The 23,306-nt window shown below is 61.1% G+C and carries 26 protein-coding genes; 23 read left to right on the top strand and 3 right to left on the bottom strand.

The annotated features are described in order from the left end of the window. Positions 1–51 precede the first annotated feature (51 nt). Genes rluC through sppA form a run of 3 tightly spaced genes read left to right on the top strand, consistent with a single transcriptional unit; the run spans position 52 to position 2,682 of the window. A complete protein-coding gene (gene rluC / locus OGV19_RS16490) occupies positions 52–1,008 on the top strand; it encodes a 23S rRNA pseudouridine(955/2504/2580) synthase RluC (protein ID WP_264309726.1) in 957 nt (318 codons plus the stop codon). Between the two features lie 3 nt (positions 1,009–1,011). After that, on the top strand, positions 1,012–1,671 hold the full coding sequence (locus tag OGV19_RS16485) for an HAD family hydrolase (RefSeq protein ID WP_264309725.1): 660 nt from the start codon (positions 1,012–1,014) through the stop codon (positions 1,669–1,671). Positions 1,672–1,692: 21 nt separating this feature from the next. Then, positions 1,693–2,682 (top strand): signal peptide peptidase SppA, encoded by a 990-nt coding sequence (sppA, locus tag OGV19_RS16480; protein WP_264309724.1) that lies wholly within the window; start codon positions 1,693–1,695, stop codon positions 2,680–2,682. 91 nt (positions 2,683–2,773) lie between these two features. Here the strand turns inward: sppA and OGV19_RS16475 are convergent, their stop codons facing one another. Next, entirely contained in the window at positions 2,774–3,352 is a 579-nt protein-coding gene (locus tag OGV19_RS16475) for a Maf family protein (protein WP_264309723.1), read from the bottom strand. Between the two features lie 95 nt (positions 3,353–3,447). Between OGV19_RS16475 and OGV19_RS16470 the strand changes: the two genes are divergently transcribed. The 12 genes from OGV19_RS16470 to OGV19_RS16415 all read left to right on the top strand — a co-directional run bounded on the left by OGV19_RS16470 (position 3,448) and on the right by OGV19_RS16415 (position 13,309). Then, entirely contained in the window at positions 3,448–3,975 is a 528-nt protein-coding gene (locus OGV19_RS16470; RefSeq protein ID WP_077068576.1) for a YceD family protein, read from the top strand. Positions 3,976–3,988: 13 nt separating this feature from the next. Next, positions 3,989–4,171 carry a 50S ribosomal protein L32 gene (gene rpmF, locus OGV19_RS16465; protein WP_264309722.1) on the top strand — a complete coding sequence of 61 codons (183 nt, stop codon included), beginning with the start codon at positions 3,989–3,991 and terminating at the stop codon, positions 4,169–4,171. A 3-nt stretch (positions 4,172–4,174) separates the two neighbouring features. Continuing rightward, positions 4,175–5,185 carry a phosphate acyltransferase PlsX gene (plsX, locus tag OGV19_RS16460; protein WP_264309721.1) on the top strand — a complete coding sequence of 337 codons (1,011 nt, stop codon included), beginning with the start codon at positions 4,175–4,177 and terminating at the stop codon, positions 5,183–5,185. Positions 5,186–5,311: 126 nt separating this feature from the next. Next, positions 5,312–6,250 (top strand): ACP S-malonyltransferase, encoded by a 939-nt coding sequence (gene fabD, locus OGV19_RS16455; protein ID WP_264309720.1) that lies wholly within the window; start codon positions 5,312–5,314, stop codon positions 6,248–6,250. A 15-nt stretch (positions 6,251–6,265) separates the two neighbouring features. Then, on the top strand, positions 6,266–7,006 hold the full coding sequence (fabG, locus tag OGV19_RS16450) for a 3-oxoacyl-ACP reductase FabG (RefSeq protein ID WP_264309719.1): 741 nt from the start codon (positions 6,266–6,268) through the stop codon (positions 7,004–7,006). Between the two features lie 203 nt (positions 7,007–7,209). After that, the gene (gene acpP, locus OGV19_RS16445) at positions 7,210–7,446 is read left to right on the top strand and encodes an acyl carrier protein (protein ID WP_008096410.1); all 237 of its coding nucleotides are present in this window, start codon (positions 7,210–7,212) and stop codon (positions 7,444–7,446) included. Between the two features lie 184 nt (positions 7,447–7,630). After that, positions 7,631–8,875 (top strand): beta-ketoacyl-ACP synthase II, encoded by a 1,245-nt coding sequence (fabF, locus tag OGV19_RS16440; RefSeq protein ID WP_264309718.1) that lies wholly within the window; start codon positions 7,631–7,633, stop codon positions 8,873–8,875. Next, complete coding sequence (pabC, locus tag OGV19_RS16435) at positions 8,875–9,690, top strand: aminodeoxychorismate lyase (protein WP_264309717.1); 816 nt, start codon at positions 8,875–8,877, stop codon at positions 9,688–9,690. The genes fabF and pabC overlap by 1 nt, the downstream gene beginning before the upstream one ends. A gap of 4 nt (positions 9,691–9,694) precedes the next feature. Beyond that, positions 9,695–10,873, top strand: coding sequence for an endolytic transglycosylase MltG (gene mltG, locus OGV19_RS16430; protein ID WP_264309716.1), 1,179 nt, complete (start codon positions 9,695–9,697; stop codon positions 10,871–10,873). A 9-nt stretch (positions 10,874–10,882) separates the two neighbouring features. After that, a complete protein-coding gene (gene tmk, locus OGV19_RS16425; RefSeq protein WP_264309715.1) occupies positions 10,883–11,515 on the top strand; it encodes a dTMP kinase in 633 nt (210 codons plus the stop codon). Continuing rightward, the gene (locus OGV19_RS16420) at positions 11,508–12,494 is read left to right on the top strand and encodes a DNA polymerase III subunit delta' (protein ID WP_264309714.1); all 987 of its coding nucleotides are present in this window, start codon (positions 11,508–11,510) and stop codon (positions 12,492–12,494) included. The genes tmk and OGV19_RS16420 overlap by 8 nt, the downstream gene beginning before the upstream one ends. 32 nt (positions 12,495–12,526) lie before the next feature. Then, complete coding sequence (locus tag OGV19_RS16415) at positions 12,527–13,309, top strand: TatD family hydrolase (RefSeq protein WP_264309713.1); 783 nt, start codon at positions 12,527–12,529, stop codon at positions 13,307–13,309. A 245-nt stretch (positions 13,310–13,554) separates the two neighbouring features. On the opposite strand, the gene OGV19_RS16410 is transcribed toward OGV19_RS16415, so the two are convergent. Beyond that, a complete protein-coding gene (locus tag OGV19_RS16410) occupies positions 13,555–14,688 on the bottom strand; it encodes an aminotransferase class V-fold PLP-dependent enzyme (RefSeq protein ID WP_264309712.1) in 1,134 nt (377 codons plus the stop codon). A gap of 72 nt (positions 14,689–14,760) precedes the next feature. On the opposite strand from OGV19_RS16410, the gene OGV19_RS16405 reads away from it, so the two are divergent. The 4 genes from OGV19_RS16405 (at position 14,761) to OGV19_RS16390 (ending at position 17,725) form a co-directional block, all read left to right on the top strand. After that, a complete protein-coding gene (locus OGV19_RS16405) occupies positions 14,761–15,396 on the top strand; it encodes a TetR/AcrR family transcriptional regulator (protein WP_019473685.1) in 636 nt (211 codons plus the stop codon). A 117-nt stretch (positions 15,397–15,513) separates the two neighbouring features. Then, a complete protein-coding gene (locus tag OGV19_RS16400) occupies positions 15,514–16,482 on the top strand; it encodes a GTP 3',8-cyclase MoaA (RefSeq protein WP_264309711.1) in 969 nt (322 codons plus the stop codon). Positions 16,483–16,548: 66 nt separating this feature from the next. Next, positions 16,549–17,154 (top strand): DUF4823 domain-containing protein, encoded by a 606-nt coding sequence (locus tag OGV19_RS16395; RefSeq protein WP_264309710.1) that lies wholly within the window; start codon positions 16,549–16,551, stop codon positions 17,152–17,154. Positions 17,155–17,164: 10 nt separating this feature from the next. Then, entirely contained in the window at positions 17,165–17,725 is a 561-nt protein-coding gene (locus tag OGV19_RS16390; protein WP_264309709.1) for a DUF1285 domain-containing protein, read from the top strand. Positions 17,726–17,745: 20 nt separating this feature from the next. Here OGV19_RS16390 and OGV19_RS16385 read toward each other — a convergent pair whose 3' ends face one another. Next, positions 17,746–18,981: an aromatic ring-hydroxylating oxygenase subunit alpha gene (locus OGV19_RS16385; protein WP_264309708.1), complete on the bottom strand. Its 1,236-nt coding sequence runs from the start codon at positions 18,979–18,981 to the stop codon at positions 17,746–17,748. Between the two features lie 286 nt (positions 18,982–19,267). Between OGV19_RS16385 and OGV19_RS16380 the strand changes: the two genes are divergently transcribed. The 4 genes from OGV19_RS16380 (at position 19,268) to OGV19_RS16365 (ending at position 23,306) form a co-directional block, all read left to right on the top strand. Then, positions 19,268–20,338 carry a glycine betaine monooxygenase reductase subunit gene (locus OGV19_RS16380; protein ID WP_264313958.1) on the top strand — a complete coding sequence of 357 codons (1,071 nt, stop codon included), beginning with the start codon at positions 19,268–19,270 and terminating at the stop codon, positions 20,336–20,338. Between the two features lie 84 nt (positions 20,339–20,422). Further along, on the top strand, positions 20,423–21,313 hold the full coding sequence (locus OGV19_RS16375) for a LysR substrate-binding domain-containing protein (protein WP_264309707.1): 891 nt from the start codon (positions 20,423–20,425) through the stop codon (positions 21,311–21,313). A gap of 341 nt (positions 21,314–21,654) precedes the next feature. Then, the gene (locus OGV19_RS16370; RefSeq protein WP_264309706.1) at positions 21,655–22,968 is read left to right on the top strand and encodes a spinster family MFS transporter; all 1,314 of its coding nucleotides are present in this window, start codon (positions 21,655–21,657) and stop codon (positions 22,966–22,968) included. Continuing rightward, a complete protein-coding gene (locus tag OGV19_RS16365; protein WP_264309705.1) occupies positions 22,965–23,306 on the top strand; it encodes a EutQ-related cupin domain-containing protein in 342 nt (113 codons plus the stop codon). Before OGV19_RS16370 ends, OGV19_RS16365 begins: the two co-directional genes overlap by 4 nt.

Raw genomic sequence — 23,306 nt, 5'->3', positions numbered from 1 at the left:
GCAGCAATGATTAAGTGCTTCAATTCCATAAAAAATTGTTATGATCCCTTGATGACGACCAATACCCCTCCGACTTCCGGCGTTCAGCTGATCGAAGTCGCGCCGGAGCTTGCCGGCCAACGCATCGACAATTTCCTCATCACGGCCCTCAAGGGCGTGCCCAAGACGCTTGTCTACCGCATCCTGCGCAAGGGTGAAGTGCGGGTGAACAAGGGGCGGGTCAAGCCTGAATACAAGATTCAGGCCGGCGATATCGTACGGGTGCCGCCCGTCCGCTTGCCTGAGCGTGACGAGCCTGCGCCGGTGGCCCAAGGGCTGCTGCAGCGCCTTGAGGCGGCGATTGTCTACGAAGATAAAGCGCTGATCGTGATGAACAAGCCGTCCGGTATCGCCGTGCACGGCGGCAGTGGCCTGAGTTTCGGGGTGATCGAGGCGCTGCGCCAGCTGCGCCCGGACGCCAAGGAGCTTGAGCTGGTGCACCGCCTGGATCGCGACACCTCCGGCCTGCTGATGATCGCCAAGAAGCGCAGCATGTTGCGCCATCTGCATGCCGCACTGCGCGGTGATGGTGTCGACAAGCGCTACATGGCCCTGGTACGTGGCCATTGGCCGACCGCCAAGAAGCAAGTCAATGCGCCGTTGCTCAAGAGCAACCTGCGTTCCGGCGAGCGTATGGTCGAGGTCAACGACGAGGGCAAGGAAGCGCTGACCCTGTTCCGTGTGCTGCGTCGTTTTGGCGAGTTCGCCACCATTGTCGAGGCGCGCCCGATTACGGGTCGCACCCACCAGATCCGCGTCCACGCCTTGCATGCCGGGCACATGATCGCGGGCGACAGCAAGTACGGCGACGAAGATTTCAGCCGCGAAATCCGCGAGCTGGGTGGCAAGCGCCTGTTCCTGCATGCCTATGCCCTGACCGTGCCGCTGCCTGGCGGTGGCGAGCTCAAGCTCGAGGCGCCGGTGGATGAGGTGTGGGCGAAGACGGTAGAGCGTTTGAGTGCGTCCTGAGCGATGAAAAAACCTTATGAACTGCTGATCTTCGACTGGGATGGCACCTTGGCTGACTCCATTGGCCGCATCGTCGAGGCCATGAATGCTGCCGCCGAGCGTGCCGGTGAGGCGCCGAGTTGCGATGAGGCGGTAAAAGGCATCATCGGCCTGGCTCTGGGCGAGGCGATCCATACCCTGTACCCACACCTGGCAGCGGCGCAGCTAGAGCGCTTCCGTCAGCACTATGCCGAGATCTACATGGCCCTCGATCAGCAGCCCTCGCCGTTGTTCGAGGGTGTGGTCGAGTCGCTGGATGCCTTCCGTGCCGAGGGCTACCGCCTGGCGGTGGCCACCGGCAAGGCGCGTCGTGGCCTGGATCGTGTGCTTAAAGCCAATGGTTGGGAGCAGTTCTTCGATATCACGCGTGCCGCCGACGAGACCCGCGGCAAGCCGCACCCGCTCATGCTCGAGGAAATTCTCGGCCATTGCGGTGTCGAGCCAGGGCGTGCGCTGATGGTGGGCGATTCGGCGTTCGATCTGCAGATGGCCAGCAATGCGGGCGTGCATTCGGTGGCTGTCGGCTATGGCGCGATGCCGCTGCAGGCGCTGGCCGAGTTCGGCCCGCAGGTGTGCATCGATCATTTTTCCCAGTTGCGTGAGTGGCTGGGCGGTTCCGCGTAATTACTTCCAAGGCAGGTGAGCATGGCAGACGAATGGAAAGCCCCTGAGTCCGAACCCGAGGAGCGCGAAGAGCGCAAAAGCTGGAAGCTGTTGGAGAAGACCCTGCTGGCGGGCGTTCAGGAGCAGCGCCGCGCGCGGCGCTGGGGGATTTTCTTCAAGCTGCTGACCTTCGTCTACCTGTTTGGCATGCTGGTGCTGTTCACGCCGCTGATGGACATGGACAAGGCTGCTTCGCGCAGTGCCAGCCATACGGCGTTGATCGAGGTGCGCGGTGTGATCGCCGATCAGGAGGCTGCCAGTGCCGACAATCTCGTCAAGAGCCTGCGTGAGGCGTTCAAGGATGCCAAGACCAAGGCGGTGGTGCTGCGGATCAACAGTCCGGGTGGCAGCCCGGTGCAGTCGGGTTACGTCTATGACGAGATTCGTCGGCTGCGGGCCGAGTACCCGGCTATCAAACTGTATGCGGTGATTACCGACCTTGGCGCTTCCGGTGCCTACTACATCGCCAGTGCAGCGGACGAGATCTATGCCGACAAGGCCAGCCTGGTTGGCTCCATTGGGGTGACGGCTGCGGGTTACGGGTTTGTCGGTTCGATGGAGAAGCTGGGGGTCGAGCGGCGCACCTATACCGCAGGTGAGCACAAGGCGTTCCTGGATCCGTTCTCGCCCGAGAAGCCCGAAGAGCGGGCGTTCTGGCAGGGTGTGTTGAATACAACGCACCAGCAGTTCATTGCCATGGTCAAGCAGGGGCGGGGTGAGCGGCTGAAGGACAAGGAACACCCGGAGCTGTTCAGTGGGCTGATCTGGACTGGCGAGCAGGCTAAGGCGCTTGGGCTGGTGGATGGTCTTGGCAGTGCCAGCTACGTGGCGCGGGAGATTGTCGGCGAGAAGGAGTTGGTAGATTTCACGGTTGAGGAATCGCCGTTTGATCGTTTCTCGAAGCGTTTGGGTGCCAGCGTGGCGGAGCATCTGGCCATGTATATGGGCTTTAAGGGGCCTTCGCTGCGTTGAGTGTTCGTCGCAGCAGTTTCGGTGTCTGTGAAATCGAGCGCCGCCCGCGCGGCGCTCGATCTCGCAGGCACCACAAATGCTGGGTCTAGCTCTAGGGTATCTCCACACCTTCCTTCATCAGCATATCCACCAGCCGTATCAGCGGCAGCCCGACCAGGCTGGTCGCATCGCACCCGTGCGTGCTTTGGAACAGGCTCACCCCCAGCCCCTCCGCCTTGAAGCTCCCGGCGCAGTCCAGAGGCTGTTCTGCCGTTACATAGCGCTCGACCCGTTTACGGTCCAGTTCGCGCAGGGTGACGGTAAATGGCACGCAATCGACCTGGCAGTGCCCTGTGGCGCTGTTCAGCAGTGCCAGCCCGGTCAGGAAGGTCACCTGCTGCCCACTTGCCTCCAAAAGCTGTTCGCAGGCGCGGGCGAATGTGTGCGGCTTGCCCAAGATCTGCTCACCCAGCACGGCAACCTGATCGGAGCCGATAATCAGGTGCCCAGGATGGCTGCCTGCCAGTGCCTCGGCCTTTTGCCTGGCCAGGCGGCGCACCAGCTCCACGGCCGGCTCTTCATTCAGGCGCTGCTCGTCTATATCGGGGCTTTCCCAGGTGAACGGCAAGCGCAGGCGGGCGAGCAGTTCGCGTCGATAAGGGGAGCTGGAAGCCAGTAATAAGGGAAGCATGGTAGACTCCTGGTCAGTTGAACCAATTCTAACATGCACGATGCCGCCGAATTTCCTTTGACAGGTGCGGGGGGCATCCCTAGAATGCTGCGCCTATGTTGAATGACCCGATTCCACCTCACGTTGACCCGCGCAAATTAGCCGATCGTGGCGTAACCCTTAACGGTTCGCTGCAACTCGCTGATTTGGAAAGACTCTGCGACCCGCTTTCCGACAATGTCGGTACGGTGCAGGCGAAGTTAAATTTTGAACGAGATGAACAGCACGTGGTGGTTATCCACAGCGAGCTTGACGTCGAGGTCAAGATGGTTTGCCAGCGTTGTCTTGAGCTGGTCACCCTGCCGATCCACAGCGAATGTACTTACGCCGTGGTGAAGGAGGGTGCGAATACCCAGTCGTTGCCGAAAGGTTATGACGTGCTGGAACTGGGCGAAGATCCATTGGATCTGCAGGCATTTATCGAGGAGGAGCTTCTGCTCGCCTTGCCTATTGTGCCTGCTCATCATCCGGAAGAATGCCAGCAGCCGGCGGGCGCAGACGAGCCCGATTCGAGCAAGGACGAGGTATCGCGGTCCAACCCGTTCAGTGTTTTGGCGCAGTTAAAGCGTGACCCAAACGTTTAGGAGTTAATCAATTATGGCTGTTCAGCAGAACAAAAAATCCCGCTCTGCCCGTGACATGCGCCGTTCGCACGACGCCCTGTCGGAAAACGCGCTGTCGGTAGAGAAAACCACCGGTGAAATTCACCTGCGCCACCACGTATCGCCTGAAGGCGTATACCGTGGTCGCAAAGTGGTCGACAAGGGCGCTGACGAGTAATCCTTGTCCGCTCAGATCATCGCGATCGACGCAATGGGCGGGGACTTCGGTCCCCGCAGCATTGTCCAGGCTAGCATTGCCTGCCTTTCGGCTACACCCTCGCTGCACCTGACCCTCGTCGGTCAACCCTCCCTCCTTGAAGATCTCGTCAGTGGCCTTGCAGCTGCGGATCGCGCGCGCCTGCAGATTGTCGCGGCCAGCGAGGTGATCGGCATGGACGAGCGGCCATCCCAGGCGTTGCGTGGCAAGCCCGACTCGTCGATGCGCATCGCCCTCGAATTAGTGCGTGACGGCAAGGCCCAGGCCTGCGTGAGTGCCGGCAATACCGGGGCGCTGATGGCGTTGTCGCGTTTCGTGCTCAAGACCCTGCCAGGTATCGATCGGCCGGCCATGGTGGCGGCGATCCCGACCCAGGCGGGGTATTGCCAGTTGCTCGACCTGGGCGCCAATGTCGATTGCAGTGCAGAGAACCTGTACCAGTTCGCCGTGATGGGCTCGGTGGCGGCCCAGGCCTTGGGTGTTCATCGGCCGCGTGTGGCGCTGCTGAACATCGGCACCGAAGACATCAAGGGCAATCAGCAGGTCAAGCTGGCGGCCACGCTGCTGCAGAACGCGCGCGGCTTGAACTATGTCGGTTTCGTCGAAGGCGATGGCCTGTACCGGGGCGAGGCCGACGTGGTGGTGTGCGACGGTTTCGTCGGCAATATCCTGCTCAAGTCCAGCGAAGGCCTGGCGACGATGATCGCTGCGCGGATCGAGAAGCTGTTCAAGGGCGGTGTGTTGTCGCGGGCCGCCGGGGCTTTGGCCATGCCATTGCTCAAGCGCCTGCAGGCCGACCTGGCGCCGGCGCGTCACAACGGTGCGAGTTTCCTGGGTTTGCAGGGGATCGTCATCAAGAGCCATGGTTCGGCAGGGGTGCAGGGTTTTCAGAGTGCGATTCAGCGAGCGCTGATCGAAATTCAGGAAAACCTGCCGCAGCGGCTGCATGGTCGCCTTGAAGACCTGTTGCCTTAGGCATTTTGCCGATGAAGTGCTTAAATGTGACCGCTTGGTCCGCGTCTTCATCCAAGTTTTCAGATTCCGCGTCAGGCTAACGCCTGGCGCACCCTATCCGACGACAAGATCATAAGGGCTTGTTCAATGTCTGCATCCCTCGCATTCGTCTTTCCCGGTCAAGGTTCCCAGTCGCTGGGTATGCTCAAAGAACTGGGCGCCGAGAAGCCGGTGATCGTCGAGACCTTCAAGGAAGCTTCCGACGCTTTGGGCTACGACCTGTGGAAGCTGGTCCAGGAAGGTCCGGAAGAGCAACTGAACCAAACCGACAAGACTCAGCCGGCAATCCTTACCGCCTCAATCGCCCTGTGGCGCCTGTGGTTGGAAGAGGGCGGCGCGCAGCCGGCCTTTGTTTCCGGCCACAGCCTGGGTGAATACAGCGCTCTGGTTGCCGCTGGCAGCCTGTCGCTCAAAGATGCAGTGAAGCTGGTCAAGCGCCGTGGCGAACTGATGCAGGAGGCCGTGCCTGCCGGTCACGGAGCCATGGCCGCGATTCTCGGCCTGGACGACGCCGTGGTGGTCGATATCTGTGCTAAGGCCGCCGAAGATGAAGTGGTCAGCGCGGTGAACTTCAACTCGCCAGGCCAGGTCGTGATCGCTGGCAACAAGGCTGCCGTGGACCGTGCCATGGCGCTGTGCAAAGAGGCCGGTGCCAAGCGCGCCCTGCCGTTGGCGGTCAGTGTGCCGTCGCACTGCGCCTTGATGAAGCCTGCCGCCGAGCGCTTCGCTGAATCGGTCAATGCCATTGAATGGAAGGCCCCGCAGATCCCGGTGGTGCAGAACGTCACCGCCGCCGTCGCCGCCGACCTCGATGCGCTCAAGCACGACCTGCTGGCGCAGTTGTACCAGCCCGTACGCTGGGTTGAATGCGTGCAGGCCCTGGCGGCGAACGGCGCGGTCAATCTCGTCGAGTGCGGCCCGGGCAAAGTCCTTGCCGGCCTCAACAAGCGTTGCGCCGACGGCGTGACCACTTACAACCTCAATACCCCTGACGCCGTCGCCGCCACCCGCGCGGCGCTGGCCTGAATTGGAGAAGCTTGCATGAGCCTGCAAGGTAAAGTTGCATTGGTCACCGGCGCCAGCCGTGGCATCGGCCAGGCCATTGCCCTCGAGCTGGGCCGCCAGGGCGCGACCGTGATCGGCACCGCCACTTCGGCCTCTGGCGCCGAGCGCATTGCCGCCACCCTGAAAGAGCACGGCATCACCGGTACCGGCATGGAGTTGAACGTGACCAGCGCCGAGTCCGTGGAAGCGGTGCTGGGCGCCATTGGCGCGCAGTTCGGTGCGCCGACCATTCTGGTCAACAACGCCGGCATTACTCGCGACAACCTTATGCTGCGCATGAAGGACGACGAGTGGTTCGACGTGATCGACACCAACCTGAACAGCCTCTACCGTCTGTCCAAGGGCGTGCTGCGTGGCATGACCAAGGCGCGTTGGGGTCGTATCATCAGCATCGGCTCGGTCGTCGGTGCCATGGGCAACGCCGGTCAAGCCAACTACGCGGCCGCCAAGGCCGGCCTGGAAGGCTTCAGCCGCGCGCTGGCGCGTGAAGTGGGCTCGCGTGGCATCACCGTCAACTCGGTGACCCCGGGCTTCATCGACACCGACATGACCCGTGAGCTGCCAGAAGCGCAGCGTGAAGCCTTGCAGACCCAGATTCCGCTGGGCCGCCTGGGCCAGGCCGAGGAAATCGCCAAGGTGGTTTCCTTCCTGGCGTCCGACGGCGCAGCCTATGTAACCGGCGCTACCGTGCCGGTCAACGGCGGGATGTACATGTAACACTGCAACTCAATGTGACGGATTTCGTAAAAAAAGAGTCATACTGCGAGCCTAAAATCCGTTATAAAGCTGCATCCAGATTCCAGGCAGAGGGTCGGGTGACTAATCCGAAGGTGCGTTTAGCTTGAAAAGCGAACGTCTTTCTATAAAATTGGTCACCGGCCAGCTGCCTGACATATGTCCATTAGGAGTGAAAACTAGGTATGAGCACCATCGAAGAACGCGTCAAGAAAATCGTCGCCGAGCAACTGGGCGTCAAGGAAGAGGAAGTGACCAACGAGAAGTCCTTCGTCGATGACCTGGGTGCCGATTCGCTTGACACCGTTGAGCTGGTGATGGCTCTGGAAGAGGAATTCGAAACCGAAATCCCTGACGAAGAAGCCGAGAAGATCACTACCGTTCAAGCCGCTATCGACTACGTCAACAGCCACAAGGCCTAAGACGTTTTCGTCGACGCTACTTGTCGGGAAAAACCGCACTGCCTTTGCTGGCGTGCGGTTTTTTCTTTGCGAGCCCCCCTTGGCTCAAGGGTATCGTTCACCGCGCACCGAGAGCCTGTTGTCATTTCATTCCATCGTATGAATGCAATGCCAAGAGACTCTGTTATTAGAAAAGGAGAGTACTGTGTCGCGTAGACGCGTCGTGGTCACCGGTATGGGTATGCTGTCGCCGCTGGGTACCGATGTACCGAGCACCTGGCAGGGCATTCTGGCTGGCCGCAGTGGCATCGGTCCGATCGAACATACGGATCTGTCTGCCTACTCCACCCGTTTCGGCGGCTCGGTGAAAGGCTTTGAGGTTGAGCAGTACCTGTCGGCCAAAGAGGCCCGCAAGCTTGACCTGTTCATCCAGTACGGCCTGGCGGCCGGTTTCCAGGCGGTGCGTAATGCAGGCCTTGAAGTCACCGACGCCAACCGTGAGCGTATTGGCGTGGCCATGGGCTCGGGTATCGGCGGCCTGACCAACATCGAAGAAACCAGCCGGACCTTGCATGAGCAAGGCCCGCGGCGTATTTCGCCGTTCTTCGTGCCAGGGTCGATCATCAACATGATCTCCGGCTTCCTGTCGATTCACTTGGGGCTGCAGGGGCCGAATTACGCCATTGCCACCGCCTGCACCACCGGCACCCACTGCATCGGCATGGCCGCGCGCAACATCGCTTACGGTGAAGCCGACGTGATGATCGCCGGTGGCGCCGAGATGGCCGCGTGCGGCCTGGGCATGGGGGGCTTCGGTGCCTCGCGCGCGCTGTCGACGCGCAACGACGAGCCAAGCCGTGCCAGCCGACCATGGGACAAGGGCCGTGACGGCTTTGTGCTGTCCGACGGTGCCGGTGCCCTGGTGCTCGAAGAACTCGAGCACGCCAAGGCCCGTGGCGCGACCATCTATGCCGAACTGGTCGGTTTCGGCATGAGCGGCGACGCCTACCACATGACGTCGCCACCCGATTCCGGCGAAGGCGCTGCCCGCTGCATGGCCAATGCCCTGCGCGATGCTGGCGTCCAGCCAGAGGAAGTCAGCTACATCAACGCCCACGGCACCTCGACCCCAGCGGGCGATATCGCCGAAGTGGCCGCGATCAAGCGCGTGTTCGGTGATCATGCTTACAAGCTGGCGGTCAGTTCGACCAAGTCGATGACCGGCCACCTGCTGGGCGCAGCGGGCGCGGTGGAAGCGATCTTCAGCGTGCTGGCGATCAACAGCCAGATGGCGCCCCCGACCATCAACCTGGATGAGCCGGACGAAGGGTGTGACCTGGACTTCGTGCCGCACCAGGCGCGCAGCATGCCGATCGACGTAGTGCTGTCCAACTCGTTCGGCTTTGGTGGCACCAACGGCTCGCTGGTGTTCCGCCGGTTCGCCGGTTGATGCACAGCTGGATCGACGGCCAGCCGGCGGATGCAGTCAACCTGCAAAACCGCGGCCTGGCCTACGGCGATGGTCTGTTCGAGACCATTGCCGTGCGAGGTGGCCGCCCCAGTTTGCTGGGCGGCCACCTCGCACGCCTGGCGCTGGGTTGCCAGCGCCTGGCAATCGATGCCGACCTGGCGCTGATTGAAGATGAAATCCGGCGTTATGCCTGCCAGTTGGGTGATGGTGTCGCCAAATTCATCCTGACCCGTGGCGACAGCCAGCGCGGCTATGCCCCGGTCGCGGGTGTTGCGCCACGGCGTATCCTTCAGGGCAGCCCGCTGCCCAGCTATCCTGTCGAACATGCTGAACTCGGCGTGCGATTGTTCCCTTGCCAGACCCGGCTTGGGGAACAACCGCTGCTGGCCGGGCTCAAACACCTCAATCGCCTGGAGCAGGTGCTGGCGCGTGCCGAATGGCAGGACAGCGAACATGCCGAAGGCCTGATGCGTGATGGGCAGGGCAGGGTGGTCGAAGGGGTGTACAGCAATCTGTTCCTGGTGCGTGACGGTGTGCTGCTGACCGCAGAGCTCAGCCGCTGCGGCGTGGCAGGCGTGATGCGCGCCGCGTTGTTGCAGCAGGCCCAGGCACTGGCTATCCCGGTGCAGGTCCGTGACCTGACGTTCGACGAACTGCAGCAGGCGGATGAAGTATTCGTTTGCAACAGTGTCTATGGTGTCTGGCCGGTGCGGGGTTTTGCCGCGCTGAACTGGTCGCCGGGCCCACTCACCCGTAAACTGCAGGCCGTTGCCCGTACGTTACTGGATACCTGAATTCGTGAGACGCAAATTCCTGCTGCTGCTGGAAATGGGGTTGATTCTGGCTGGGCTGGCATTGGGCTGGTCGGCCTGGAAGGTCAACTCGGTCCTGGAGCAGCCCTTGCACGTGACGCAGGAGCGCCTGCTCGACGTGCCCAATGGCACCAACCCTAACCGCATGTTCTACCGCATGCAGCATGAGGGGCTGCTCGATGACGCCTTCTGGTTGCGGCTTTACTGGCGCTTCAACATGGCCGGCACACCCCTGCATACAGGTGAGTACCGCCTGACCCCCGGCATGACGGTCGAGCAACTGTTCGACGCGTGGCGCCGCGCCGATGTGGTGCAGTACAACCTGACCTTGGTCGAAGGCTGGAACTTCCGCCAAGTGCGTTCGGCGGTCGCCAGGCACGAGAAGATCAAGCACACGCTTGACGGCCTGAGCGACGCCGAGGTCATGGACAAGCTTGGCCACACCGGGGTGTTCCCTGAGGGGCGCTTCTTCCCGGACACCTATCGCTTCGTGCGCGGCATGAGCGATATCGAGTTGTTGCAGCAGGCCTACCAACGCCTGGACGAAGTGCTGGCCAAGGAGTGGTCGGAGCGCACCACCGACCTGCCTTATCGCGACCCCTACCAGGCGCTGATCATGGCCTCGCTGGTCGAGAAAGAAACCGGCATCCCTCAGGAACGCGGGCAGATTGCCGGCGTGTTCGTGCGGCGCTTGCGCTTGGGCATGATGTTGCAGACCGACCCGACGGTGATCTATGGCATGGGCGAGCGCTACAACGGCAGAATCACCCGTGCCGATCTGCGTGAGCCAACGCCCTATAACACTTACACCATAACCGGCCTGCCGCCGACGCCGATTGCCATGGTCGGCCGCGAAGCGATTCACGCCGCGCTCAATCCGTCCGATGGCACCAGCCTGTATTTCGTCGCGCGCGGCGATGGCAGCCATGTGTTCTCCGACGACCTGGATGATCACAACTCGGCTGTGCGCGAGTTCCAGCTCAAGCGGCGGGCGGATTACCGCTCCAGCCCGGCACCGCAGGCCCAACCGGCTGCGAGCGAAGCGGTGGAGCCCGATGCGTCCGAGGCGCAGCAGCCGGCTGAGCAGCCAGAGCCAGACGAGGCGCCCGCTCCGGCCAGTGACCCTGCGCCGGCCGATGCGCCGACGCCCGACGAACAACATTAAGGACTGCCTGTGAGCGGCTTGTTTATTACCCTGGAAGGCCCCGAAGGCGCGGGCAAGAGCACCAACCGTGAATACCTGGCGGCGCGCCTGCGTGAGCAAGGCCTGGACGTGCTGCTGAGCCGCGAACCGGGCGGTACGCCGCTGGCTGAAAAGGTACGCGAGTTGTTGCTGGCACCGAGCGATGAAACCATGGCAGCCGATACCGAGCTGTTGCTGGTGTTCGCTGCGCGTGCCCAGCACCTGGCGCAGGTGATCCGTCCCGCCCTGGCCCGTGGCGCGGTGGTGTTGTGCGATCGATTTACCGATGCCACCTATGCCTATCAGGGAGGGGGGCGTGGTTTGTCTGTCGAGCGTATCGCCACATTGGAGCAGTTTGTCCAGGGCGACCTGCGCCCTGACCTGACCCTGGTCTTTGACCTGCCGGTCGAAGTGGGCCTTGCCCGTGCCGCCGCGCGGGGCCGCCTGGACCGTTTCGAACAGGAAGGCCAGGCGTTCTTCGAAGCGGTGCGCCAAGCCTACCTGCAGCGCGCCCGTCGCGAGCCGCAGCGTTACAGCCTGCTGGACGCCGCGCAGCCGCTGGAGTCCGTGCAGCGCGCCATCGATGCACTGCTGCCGGGCATTCTGGAGCGTTGCCGTGGCTGAGGCCTATCCCTGGCAGCAGGCCATCTGGCAGCAATTGGCGGGTCGCAGTCGGCACGCCCACGCCTACCTGCTGCATGGGCCGCAAGGCATTGGCAAGCGGGCCCTCGCCGAGCGGCTGATGGCGCGCCTGCTGTGTCAGCAGCCCCAGGGCCTGGATGCCTGCGGCGTGTGCAAGTCCTGCCTGTTGCTCAAGGCCGGTAGCCACCCGGACAACTACGTACTGGAGCCGGAGGAGGCCGATAAGCCGATCAAGGTCGATCAAGTGCGCGAGCTGGTGGCTTTTGTGGTGCAGACTGCGCAGTTGGGTGGGCGTAAGGTCGTGTTGATCGAGCCGGTCGAGGCGATGAACGTCAACGCTTCCAACGCGCTACTCAAAAGCCTCGAAGAGCCTTCCGGCGATACGGTCCTGCTGTTGGTCACTCACCAGCCTAGCCGTTTGCTGCCGACCATCAAGAGTCGCTGCCAGCAGGTTGCCTGCCCGCAGCCCAGCCTGGCCCAGAGCCAGGCCTGGCTGGCCGATGCACTGGCTGACAGCGACGACGCTGAGCGCGACGAACTGTTGACCCTGGCCGCGGGTTCGCCCCTCATGGCCGTAAGCTTGCAGGCGCAGGGCGTTCGTGAGCAGCGAGCGTTGGTCACTGAAGGGGTGAAGAAACTGCTCAAGCAGCAGCAATCGCCCAGCCAGTTGGCGGATGCCTGGAATGGCGTGCCACTGCTGCTCTTGTTCGACTGGTTCTGCGACTGGTCGCACCTGATCCTGCGCTATCAATTGACCCAGGACGAAGAAGGGTTAGGCTTGGCCGATATGCGCAAGGTCGTGCAGTATCTGGCGCAAAAGAGCCGCCAGGCGAAGGTGCTGGCGGTTCAGGCGTGGATCCTGGAGCAGCGCCAGAAGGTGCTGGGCAAGGCCAACCTCAATCGCGCGCTGCTGCTTGAAGCGCTGCTGGCTCACTGGCAACAGTTGCCAGGCGCCCGCTGACTCTCCCTTTTCTTCATGTGTGCCGTTATCCCATGCTCGTAGATTCCCATTGCCACCTTGACCGTCTTGACCTGAGCGCCCACCAGGGCTCCCTCGATGCTGCCCTGCAGGCTGCGCGGGAGCGCGGGGTCGGGCATTTTCTGTGCATCGGCGTCAGTGCCGAGAACGCCGGGGCGGTCAAGGCCCTGAGTGAGCGGTACGCCGATGTCGATTGTTCGGTAGGGGTGCACCCGCTCGATCTGGCACCGGGCGAGACCCCGGCGCTGGAGTGGCTGCTGCGTGAATTGGCCCATCCGCATGTGGTGGCGATCGGCGAAACCGGTCTGGATTACCACTACGAACCGGAAGCGGCTGAATTGCAGCAGGCATCGTTTCGCCTGCACCTGGAGGCATCGCGTCAGACCGGCAAGCCGGTGATCGTGCACACCCGCGCCGCGCGGACCGATACCCTGGCGCTGCTGCGCGAGGCGAAGCTGCCCCAGGCGGGTGTGTTGCACTGCTTCACCGAAGACTGGGAGATGGCCAAGGCGGCGCTGGACCTGGGCTATTACATCTCCTTGTCGGGCATCGTGACTTTCCGCAATGCCGATGCCTTGCGTGAGGTGGCGCGTCAGGTGCCGGTTGATCGCCTGCTGGTGGAGACCGATTCACCGTATCTGGCGCCGATTCCGTATCGGGGCAAGCCGAACCTGCCGCAATATGTGCGTGAGGTGGCCGAGTACGTGGCCTCGTTGCGCGGGGCCAGCTATGAGCAGTTGGCCGAGCAGACTACAGCCAACTTCAAGCGGTTGTTCCCGCTGGCTCGCGTGGCCTGATATTGCGCAGCCCTGGCGGGCAGCGTGAAAGGCAAAAAAAACCCGGGTTCTGGGGGAGGGAATCCGGGTTAAGACCATTAGGAGTAAAACAAAGGTACGCGGTCCCTGAGCACCTTTATCGGCGCGCCACTTGGGGGGGATGCGCCGCGCCAACACTTCAAGTATTGGTCAGGTTTGGCGCAGTGCCAGTGTCTGTTGGTCGTTTTTTAAACAGATTTGGAATACGCCGGGGATCCATCCCACTCTCAACGCATGGCCAGGCGCCGGACCTGTTGCACAGTTTCGTCGATCATCTGTTCTTTGGTGTAGAAATGCGGCGAAAACCGCACACCACCGCCACGTAAGGCGCAAATCGTGCGTTCGGCCATCAACGCCTTGTGGATCTGCACGCTGTCCTGCCCTTTGATACTGAATGTGACGATGCCTGCCCGTTTGTCGGGATCGGCGGGTGTTAGCAGTGAAATGCCGGGTATCGATGCCAAGCCCTGATACATCTGCGTGACACGTTGCTGCAATCGCTGCGCGACTGTTTTGATCCCGACTTCCTCCAGCAGCGAAAGGCTCGCCTCCAGTGCGCAGGCACCGAGCATGTTCGGGCTGCCGCATTCGAAGCGCCGCGCGCTGTGTGCCGGCTGCCATTGGCGTCGCTCGAAGTCGCCCAGGTGTTCCAGCATGTGCCAGCCATAGGCATTGAGCTCAAGCTGCGGGCGCATCGCGGCGCGACAATAGAACATCCCAAGGCCCTCGGGGCCGAGCATCCACTTATGGCCATCGGCCACGGCGAAATCACATTGAAAACGCTGCACATCGAAGGGCAGGGCGCCGATCTGCTGGATAGCGTCGATGCAAAACAGCACATTACGCACCCGGCAGCCTTCACCCAGGCGCACCAGGTCAAGGCGCAGGCCGCTGCCAAACTGCACGGCGCTGACGGCCAGCAAACGCGTGCGGGGGCCGCAGGCCGCGAGCAGCGTGGCTTCGGGGTCCGGCCCGGCCAGGCTGGCCTGGATCACCTGCACGCCACGGTTGGCCAGGGCCTCCCATACGACGCGGTTGGAGGGGAACTCCTCATCGCTGATCACCACCTGGTCGCCGTGTGCCCAGTCCAGGCCGAAGGCCACCAGTGACAGCCCTTCGGAGGTGTTCTTGACCAGGGCGATGTCACCCGCCGAGGGTGCGTGGATCAACCGTGCCAGCCGCTCGCGCAGGCGCCGCTCGGTAGCGAGCCATGTCGGGTACTCGCTGGCGCCGTGGCAAACGTTGTCGCGGGCGAAGCGTGCCACCGCCTCGGCAGCCCGGCGTGGCCAAGGAGCGATGGCGGCGTGGTTCAGGTAGCGCAGCCCTGGGGCTTGATCGAACTCATCGTGAAACATAGACATGGTTGGATGATCCGTGCAATTTCCCGCAAGTTAGGCATAATAAACCGCTTCGATTGTCATCCAGTCCTTCCTATGCAGAAAGAACCTCGTAAGGTCCGTGAGTTTCGCCGTCGCGAACAGGAAATCCTCGATACGGCGCTCAAGCTGTTTCTCGAACAGGGTGAAGACAGTGTCACCGTCGAGATGATCGCTGACGCGGTAGGTATCGGCAAAGGCACGATCTACAAGCACTTCAAGTCCAAGGCGGAGATCTATCTGCGCCTGATGCTCGACTACGAGCGCGATTTGAACGAGCTGTTGCATTCGGCCGACGTCGATCGTGACAAGGAAGCCCTGTCGCGCGCCTACTTCGAGTTCCGCATGCGCGATCCGCAGCGCTACCGCCTGTTCGACCGCCTGGAAGAAAAGGTGGTCAAGGGTAACCAGGTGCCGGAGATGGTCGAGCAGTTGCACAGCATCCGCGCCTCCAACTTCGATCGCCTGACCCAGTTGATCAAGGGCCGTATCAGCGAAGGCAAACTCGAAGACGTACCGCCGTACTTCCACTACTGCGCGGCTTGGGCGCTGGTGCACGGCGCCGTGGCGCTGTACCACTCGCCGTTCTGGAGCAATGTGCTTGAAGATCAGGAAGGTTTCTTCCAGTTCCTCATGGATATCGGCGTGCGCATGGGCAACAAGCGCAAACGCGACCCGGAACCCGCCAACTGACACGTCGGGGCTGCGGTGCGGCCCTTGCAGTTGGCCCGGCATGAACAAGGTGCTTGCAAAAACCTGATTTATGAGTCAGGTTTTGCCAGCCCCGCTTCATCCATGCCGGAGTCATTCATGATCGTCGATCGTCAAGGCAGGCGTTTTCGCAACCTGCGTGTCAGCCTGACGGCTGCCTGTAACTACGCGTGTACCTACTGCGTGCCCGATGGCAAACGCCTGGTGGCAGCGCAGGACGAGTTGTCGGCTGATGCCCTGGCCCGGGGCGTTGCCTATCTGATTGAAGCCGCTGGCATCGAGCGCTTGCGCATTACCGGTGGCGAGCCGCTCGTAAGCCCTCGCCTGGAGGGTTTTCTGGCCGCGGTGGCCAAGCTGCCCCTCGACGATATCTCGCTGACCACCAATGGCCAGTTGCTTGCGCGCAAGTTGCCACAGCTTCACGCAGCGGGCATCCGCCGCCTGAATATTTCCCTCGATACCCTCGACCCGCAGGCGTTTCGCCGCATCGCGCGTGGTGGCGACCTTGCCAGTGTGCTGGCTGGCATGCAGCAGGCCAGTGCGCAGGGTATGCGAATCAAGGTGAACATGGTGCCAATGCGTGGCCAGAACCTCGACCAGGTCTTGCCGATGCTGGAATACTGCCTGGAGCGGGGCTTTGAACTGCGCTTCATCGAGCTCATGCGCATGGGCCATCTGGCCCGTGATCAAAATGCATTCCTGCAACAGTTTGTTGGCCTAGACCACGTGCTCGGCCTGATTGGTGGCAAGCATGCGTTTGAGCAGGTAGACGCGGCGGTGGATGCCACAGCCCTGCGTTACCAGATTCCGGGTGCCGGCCATTTCGGCGTGATTGCCAACGAGAGCGTGCCGTTTTGCCGCAGTTGCTCGCGGTTGCGCCTGTCATCCACGGGGTGGCTGCATGGCTGCCTGTCGTCGAGCAACCGTCACTATGTCGGCGACCTGCTGGAAAAGCCGCGTCATCAAGCGCTTCCCGCCTTGCAGCGACTGCTGGTCAAAGCCCTGGCGGACAAGCAGGATGTGGCGTTTTCCGGCGGCGTCATGGTGATGAAGGTGATCGGCGGCTGAGTCTGGCGCAAAAGCTGCATCCGCCGGCTATTCGCCGGTTTTTCGTCGCCGGCCACTGGAGGAAAGATGCGTAGCCTGGTCTTGCTGCTGGCGCTGATGGCGCTGGGCGGCTGCATGAATGTCAGCGATATGGGCGAAGGCGTCCGTTACCACATGAGCGACGCGGGTCTGCTCGATCACAGCGACACCCGCCGGACCCTGTCTATCCGCCTGCAACCCGACTCGTTCATTTTCATTGGCCAGGGCGCGTTCGTGCCGCCCGGTAAAGGCCCTGTGCCGCGCCAGAATGTGGTTGCCGACCAAGCCTTCAAGAGCTTCGTCGAGTATTTTCCGCTGGTGCGCCGCGCCCAAGGCCCGCTCGGCCTGGAGGAGGCAATCGCACAGGCACGCTCGGTGGGCGCGGACTACGTGCTGTACACCCGTTTCGCGCGTACCGACGACCGTATCGGCAACGGCGACGAGTGGTACGACGAACAGGCCGTCGACCGCCTGGGGTGGGACACCGGCGTAGTACAGATGATGCTCATCGAAACCAATACCCGCTACCTGATCGACACGGCACGCATCAACAGCCGTGGCGGTTTGTTGACGTTCCACGACAACACGCCGGAAGATTTGCTTGCCGCGCCGATGCGCGAGTACGCTCGTAGCCTTCTGGGCATGAGCGAATGAGGCACGTGTGATGACCGATTCCGGCAAGGCCAATGACCTTCTGGCGCAGATCCCCAAGGCGAAGGGCCTGCCGCCCGTGCACCTGTGGAACCCGGATTTCTGCGGCGATATCGACATGCGCATCGCCCGTGATGGCACCTGGTACTACCTGGGCACGCCAATCGGGCGCAAGCCGATGGTGCGGTTGTTTTCCACGATCATTCGCCGCGACGGGGATGATTACTTCCTGATAACCCCGGTGGAAAAGGTCGGCATCCGTGTCGACGATGCGCCCTTTGTCGCGGTTGCCCTGGAGGTGCAGGGCGAGGGTGAGCAACAGGTGTTGCGCTTCACCAGCAATGTCGATGACCAGGTTGAGGCGGGCCCGGACAACCCATTGCGGGTCGAGCTCGACCCTGTCACGCAAGAGCCATCCCCGTACGTGCTGATGCGCAGCAACCTCGAAGCGCTGATCCATCGCAATGTCTTCTACCAACTGGTCGAGCTGGCGGTGCCGCGCATTATCGACGGTGAAGAGTGGCTGGGGGTATGGAGCCGGGGCGAGTTCTATCCGATCGGGCGTACCTGCTGAAAACAGGGGCCGCGACCTCGTTACTTGTCCAGGTAACTTTGAAGGGTATCCAGATACCAGTTGACGAAGTCGATGACCTTTTTCTCATCATTCGAAGAATACGGACCCGGAACGTAGCCCGCTCCCTGCACGCCACGGAAGTTGTTCTCCGCCAGCCATTTGTCTTGATCGTTGGTAGCACTCCACAGCGCGGTTAGATGCGCCAGTTCGTAGTCACGGCCTTCCACCGCGTCCTTGTGCACCAGCCACTTTGCCCGCACGTGCGTGGTGCCGACGTCGATTGGCCAGGCCTCGAAGGTGAAGGCGTGGTCTTGCAGCGCGTGGCTGAACGCGCTCGGCTCGGTGGCCCATCGCAACGTGCCAATATTGCCTTCCCCGGAAGGAATCAGCAGATTCGAGCAGGCGTAGCGTCCATCCAGCGTGAGGGATTGGACGTCGTCCTTGATCGGGAAGCGCAGGATGTCGTACCACGCACCTTCGGCCGGCCCATTGATCAGTCCGTTGTCGCGGCAGACGGCCTCAAAGCGCTTAATCCATTCTGGCTGGCCTTCAAAGTAGTCATCCTCGGTAGGGTCGCGGAATGACGACAGCAGTTCGGGGTGCCGTGCGCTGCAGTGATAGCACTCCCGACCGTTCTCCATCACCAGTTTCCAGTTTGCATATTCTGGAAGTACCGCGGCGTGAGCGATCTTGGCGTTTTCTAGATCATGGGGTGCCAGCATCGGTTCGAGATGTCGGCGGAATTCGCCGAAGTCAGGCACGTCATCAGACAGTGCGATAAAGATCACTCCCGCCACCACTTCGCAACGAAGCGGGATAAGGCTGTGCCGATGTGGCTCGAAATCGGCCGGCATGTTTTTGGCGAAAATCAGGTCGCCTTTAAGGTCGTAGGTCCACTGGTGATAAGGGCAGACCAGCCGTCGTGCCGAGCCTTTTTCGCTGGTACAAATCATGGATCCGCGATGCCGGCAGGCATTGAAATAGGCGCGCACCGAACTTTCTGATTCGCGGATGATGACAACGGATGTTTTTCCCAGTTGTACGGTTATGTAATCGCCGACTTTGACCACTTCTGCCAGGTGCCCGGCCTGTAGCCAAGAACGTGCGAAGACCGCTTTCATCTCGAAATCGAACACAGCCTCGGACGTGTAAAGTTGTTGTGGCAGGGTGTAACCACGTTCACATTGACCCAATAGATCGGCCATTGCCTGGTTTGAAAAAGTGCTTCTAGTGCTGTTGTGGCTGCTGCCTGTCATCTCCATTCCTCATCATGTATCGCCAGCGCAGGCGTTCGTTGTTTTTATTCCGCCGGTTGTCTGTTTGAGCGCCCGGCTTAGTTCGACGCTCGCTTTTTATAAGGCATACACCTGCCGACGCCCAACGAAAATACGGCATGGCGATCATTCCTTTTTTCATGGGTTCGCCAGGTTATTCCACGAAGGCATCGGCACATGTCGAACCTTCCTTTGCGGTGAGCGTGTGGGCATTCAATACTGGATGTGCAGCGTGATCAGAAGAACAACAATGATGAGCGGAATCGATATGAATACTTTCGTGCAATCCACTACTACGACGCAGGCTTGGAGCAATGGCCGGCATATCGTCCGTTGTGTCAGGACTGTTCAAGAAACACATGACGTGCGCACGTTCTGCTTCATAGCCGAACAGCCGCTGATGTTCTTTTTTAAACCGGGCCAGTTTGTCACCCTGGAGCTCGAGATCGACGGCGAACGCGTCATGCGCTCCTACACGCTATCCAGTTCGCCATCGCTGCCCTATAGCTTCTCTCTGACCATCAAACGCGTGCCGGGTGGCAAGGTTTCCAACTGGCTGCACGATAACTTCGGCGAAGGCGATCAATTGGCGGTGCACGGCCCGTTGGGTCAGTTCAATGCCATCGACTTTCCGGCGGGCAAGGTGTTGTTGCTCTCCGGTGGTGTCGGCATCACCCCGGTAATCTCCATGGCGCGGTGGTTCTTCGATACCAATGACGCGGTGGACATGATTTTCGTGCACAGCGCACGCACGCCGAAGGACATCATCTATCACCACGAACTGCGCCATATGGCATCGCGCAGCGAAAAGTTCAAACTGCATCTGGTCTGCGAAAGGTACGAGACTGGCGAGGCCTGGGCCGGTTATCGCGGCTACTTTGGGCGAGCGATGCTCGACTTGATGGCGCCAGATTTTTTTGAGCGGGAGATCTTCTGCTGTGGCCCGACGCCCTACATGGCGGCGGTCAGGCAACTTCTGGAAATGGCCGGTTTTGATAGGCTTCGCTATCACGAAGAAGCGTTCGCTGCCCCCCCCGCCAAGGTGTGCAAGCTGATCGCAGAAGTCCCGGACCAAGTGACGCACTTGGTGGAATTTTCCCGCACTGGAAAAAGCGTGCGTGTGACGCCGGGCGAAACGTTGCACGCGGCGGCGGGCAGGCTGGGGCTGCATATTCCAAAAGCCTGTGGCATGGGCATTTGCGGCACCTGCCGGGTACTGAAAAGCTCGGGTGAGGTGGTGTTAGAGCATAAGGGTGGCATCAGTGACGAAGAGTTGGCGCAGGGCTATGTCCTGTCCTGCTGCAGCAGTCCCAAAGGCGATGTGACTATCGATTATTGAACCCTGCAACAAATTGCCCGGGTGAATGTTTGGCAGTACCCTCGCACGCTTGCGATAAAGCGCCTGATCGATAGGGATCTGTCCATGAGCTCGAAGAAGTTACCGCCCTTGAGTGCCATCGTGGCCTTCGATGCAGTCGTACGGCTCGGAACGTTCACCCGGGCTGCCAGCGAACTCCATCTCACCCAAAGCGCTGTCAGCAAGCAGATAAAACGCCTGGAACTGAGCCTCGGTACGCCCCTTTTCGAACGCAAGGGCAACGATGTAATGCTCACCGCCAGTGGCGCCGTGCTTTATCGGGCGGTGACCCAGAGTCTTCAGTGCATCAAGGAAGCGGTGCAGCAGATCGATGACGCCCAGGCGCCGAGCCTGTCCATCAGTGCCAGCTCAGGCATCGCCAGTTATTTGGTCATTCCTATGATTTCGCGTTTCCGCAAATCTCATGCTCAGATCGATGTGCGGGTGGTTGGCGCGCAAGACCGCTTGAACATGAATGTTGCCGACACCGATTTCACCATCTTATACGGCGATGGCAACTGGAAGGACCTGCGGGCGCACCGTATAGCCGAGGAAGAAGTTTTTGCCATTTGCACGCCGCAATACCGAGACAACAACGGTATTCGTTGCCTGGCCGACCTGTCCCACAGCGACTTGATCGAATTAGAGGTCAATGACCCGGCAACCCTCTCCACGCGCCAGTGGATGCGTCTGGTGGGTTATCAGGGGCAGCACAAGGGCTCGATCATCCGCGTATCCAGCTATGACCTGGCGATCAAGGCGACGCTCGCCGGCGAAGGTGTGGCACTTGCCTGGGCCGAAGCGCTTCCCGACGAATTGCGCACCCAGCAGCTGTGCCGGGTTTGCGACGAAACATTGAAGACCGGGCTGGGTGAATACATCACCTGTCCGGCGTCGCGTGAGCTAACGCCAATGGCGCAGACGCTGTGGGACTGGGTTGTCGCCAGCTCAACGTGACGGCTTTTGCGCGACGGATAGCCCTATTTAGCTCGAAAACCATTGCACCCTGACGGGTTTTGCATGCGCCAAACGCATGCACTGCAAAAGGAAAATGCGCTTTTGCCAATCCTCTGGCGCGGGTAGTTTGGACCTGCACACGGACGCTGTCGTCCATCCCTTCCAACAAGAATAACGTCCGAGGGAACACCATGAACGCGCACCCTCCTTGCAGCCAGGCTGCAGCCGAACGCAGCAAGCGATCAGGCTGACGCCGTCGCCTTCACAGATACCCCATCGCACCTAAAAACAATAATAGAGCTCGCCGCGCTGTCCAGCGCGGCGAGCGGCTGGAGGTAGACATGTCCATACCGTCGAACAGCATCAGCGGCGCCTTTTCGCCCAGTGCTTCGTCCGTGGTCGCCAGTTCCGGCGCCTGGACCACGCTTTTCATCCTCACTGCGGTGTACGCGATCAATATCGCCGACCGTTATGTCCTTTCCACACTGATCGAGCCGATCAAACACGAGTTTCAGCTTAGTGATGCCTCGGTCGGCTTTCTCACCGGTGTGTCGCTGGCACTCTTCTATGTCGCCGCTGGCCTGCCGCTGGGCGCGCTGGCAGACAGGACCAACCGCAAGCGCATGATCGGCACGGCGGTTGCGGTCTGGTCGACCATGACCGTGTTCTGTGGTCTGAGCAGCAGCTTCTGGCAACTGCTACTGGCCCGTATCGGGGTTGGCGTCGGCGAGGCGGGTGGCACCCCGCCCAGTCATTCGATCATCGCCGACAAGTTTCGCCCCAAACTGCGTGCCTTCGCCCTGTCGGTTTACGGCATCGGTGCGAGTGTCGGGGCCTGGTTCGGTGCGTCGGGCGCCGGTTACCTGAATGACGCCTATGGCTGGCGCACCACGTTGCTGGTCTTCGGGCTGTGCGGGCTGCCGTTCGCCCTGTTGGTATGGGCGTTTATCCGCGAACCGAAGCGGGTTCACGATGAGGGCGATAGCCGCGACATCAACCGCGACAGCATCAGTTTCAAGGAGACCTTACATTTCACACTTCAGAGCCGGGCCCTGTTCCACCTGATCGCCGGGGCTACGGTCGTGACCTTCTGGGGGTGGGGTATTCTCTGGTGGGCGACCTCCTTTCTGGTGCGCACCTACTCGATGTCGGTGGGCGAGGCGGGCGCCATGCTCGGGCCGATCCATGGGATTGCCGGTACCGCGATGATGGTGATCACCGTGCTGGTGATGCTGCTATTGCGCAGCAAGCCGATGTACCAGCAATCGAGCTTCGTGGCCTGGACGACGCTGCTCGGTACGCTTTTTTCCATCGGCCTGTTCGCCACCAAACAGATGCAGATCGCGCACGTCCTGCTCTGGCTCTTCATACCGATCACTTACATTTACATCGGCCCCTCCATCGGTCTTTTGCAAAACCTCTACCCTGCGGGCATGCGCGCCAAAGGCTCGGCAATCCTGCTGTTCACCGCCAACATCGCCAACCTCGCGATTGCGCCACAGCTCGTTGGCCTGATGTCTGACTTCGTCGCGCCACGCATCAGTAATCCGGCCGAGTCGTTGCGCTACGTGCTGCTGGGCTGTGCGTTCACTGGCCTCTGGGCGACTTACCACTATTGGGCCTGTGCCCGGCACATGAAAAGGAAATCACTATGAACCAGCCACTAAGTGTCAACGAAGCGAAGGTGCTCTATAGCCAGCGGCCGCTTTCCGGCAACGCTCGTGTCGAAATGGGTTGGTCGATTCCTCAAGGTGATGATGGGCCGCTGCTCGCCGGGTTTGCGAAGTGGGACGGGGATGAGTCGCCGTACAAGACGCTGAACTACGACGAGGTGCTCATCGTGCTCGAGGGGACTTTCGGCTTCGAGCTGGAGTCCGGTGAGCGTTTTGAAGGCGGACCTGAGACCACCCTGCGGATCCCCAAAAAAACAGCGGTGAAGTATTTCGGATCGAAGGCAAAAGTCTTCTTCGTCATCACACCGCCAAGCGAGTGA

This window comes from Pseudomonas putida, from assembly GCF_025905425.1.
Taxonomy (GTDB): Bacteria; Pseudomonadota; Gammaproteobacteria; order Pseudomonadales; family Pseudomonadaceae; genus Aquipseudomonas; species Aquipseudomonas putida_AF.
Note: the sequence above shows the minus strand (reverse complement) of the source record. Positions and strands in the feature narration are given on the sequence as shown.

Coding starts and splice junctions, on each gene's coding strand:
- fabG (WP_264309719.1), top strand. CDS start 6,266: ATGAGCCTGCAAGGTAAAGTTGCATTGGTCACCGGCGCCAGCCGTGGC.
- fabD (WP_264309720.1), top strand. CDS start 5,312: ATGTCTGCATCCCTCGCATTCGTCTTTCCCGGTCAAGGTTCCCAGTCG.
- OGV19_RS16405 (WP_019473685.1), top strand. CDS start 14,761: ATGCAGAAAGAACCTCGTAAGGTCCGTGAGTTTCGCCGTCGCGAACAG.
- OGV19_RS16485 (WP_264309725.1), top strand. CDS start 1,012: ATGAAAAAACCTTATGAACTGCTGATCTTCGACTGGGATGGCACCTTG.
- OGV19_RS16380 (WP_264313958.1), top strand. CDS start 19,268: ATGAATACTTTCGTGCAATCCACTACTACGACGCAGGCTTGGAGCAAT.
- rluC (WP_264309726.1), top strand. CDS start 52: ATGACGACCAATACCCCTCCGACTTCCGGCGTTCAGCTGATCGAAGTC.
- OGV19_RS16395 (WP_264309710.1), top strand. CDS start 16,549: ATGCGTAGCCTGGTCTTGCTGCTGGCGCTGATGGCGCTGGGCGGCTGC.
- OGV19_RS16375 (WP_264309707.1), top strand. CDS start 20,423: ATGAGCTCGAAGAAGTTACCGCCCTTGAGTGCCATCGTGGCCTTCGAT.
- OGV19_RS16390 (WP_264309709.1), top strand. CDS start 17,165: ATGACCGATTCCGGCAAGGCCAATGACCTTCTGGCGCAGATCCCCAAG.
- OGV19_RS16410 (WP_264309712.1), bottom strand. CDS start 14,688: ATGTCTATGTTTCACGATGAGTTCGATCAAGCCCCAGGGCTGCGCTAC.
- OGV19_RS16470 (WP_077068576.1), top strand. CDS start 3,448: ATGTTGAATGACCCGATTCCACCTCACGTTGACCCGCGCAAATTAGCC.
- rpmF (WP_264309722.1), top strand. CDS start 3,989: ATGGCTGTTCAGCAGAACAAAAAATCCCGCTCTGCCCGTGACATGCGC.
- sppA (WP_264309724.1), top strand. CDS start 1,693: ATGGCAGACGAATGGAAAGCCCCTGAGTCCGAACCCGAGGAGCGCGAA.
- OGV19_RS16385 (WP_264309708.1), bottom strand. CDS start 18,981: ATGACAGGCAGCAGCCACAACAGCACTAGAAGCACTTTTTCAAACCAG.
- OGV19_RS16400 (WP_264309711.1), top strand. CDS start 15,514: ATGATCGTCGATCGTCAAGGCAGGCGTTTTCGCAACCTGCGTGTCAGC.
- OGV19_RS16415 (WP_264309713.1), top strand. CDS start 12,527: ATGCTCGTAGATTCCCATTGCCACCTTGACCGTCTTGACCTGAGCGCC.
- OGV19_RS16370 (WP_264309706.1), top strand. CDS start 21,655: ATGTCCATACCGTCGAACAGCATCAGCGGCGCCTTTTCGCCCAGTGCT.
- OGV19_RS16475 (WP_264309723.1), bottom strand. CDS start 3,352: ATGCTTCCCTTATTACTGGCTTCCAGCTCCCCTTATCGACGCGAACTG.
- acpP (WP_008096410.1), top strand. CDS start 7,210: ATGAGCACCATCGAAGAACGCGTCAAGAAAATCGTCGCCGAGCAACTG.
- pabC (WP_264309717.1), top strand. CDS start 8,875: ATGCACAGCTGGATCGACGGCCAGCCGGCGGATGCAGTCAACCTGCAA.
- OGV19_RS16365 (WP_264309705.1), top strand. CDS start 22,965: ATGAACCAGCCACTAAGTGTCAACGAAGCGAAGGTGCTCTATAGCCAG.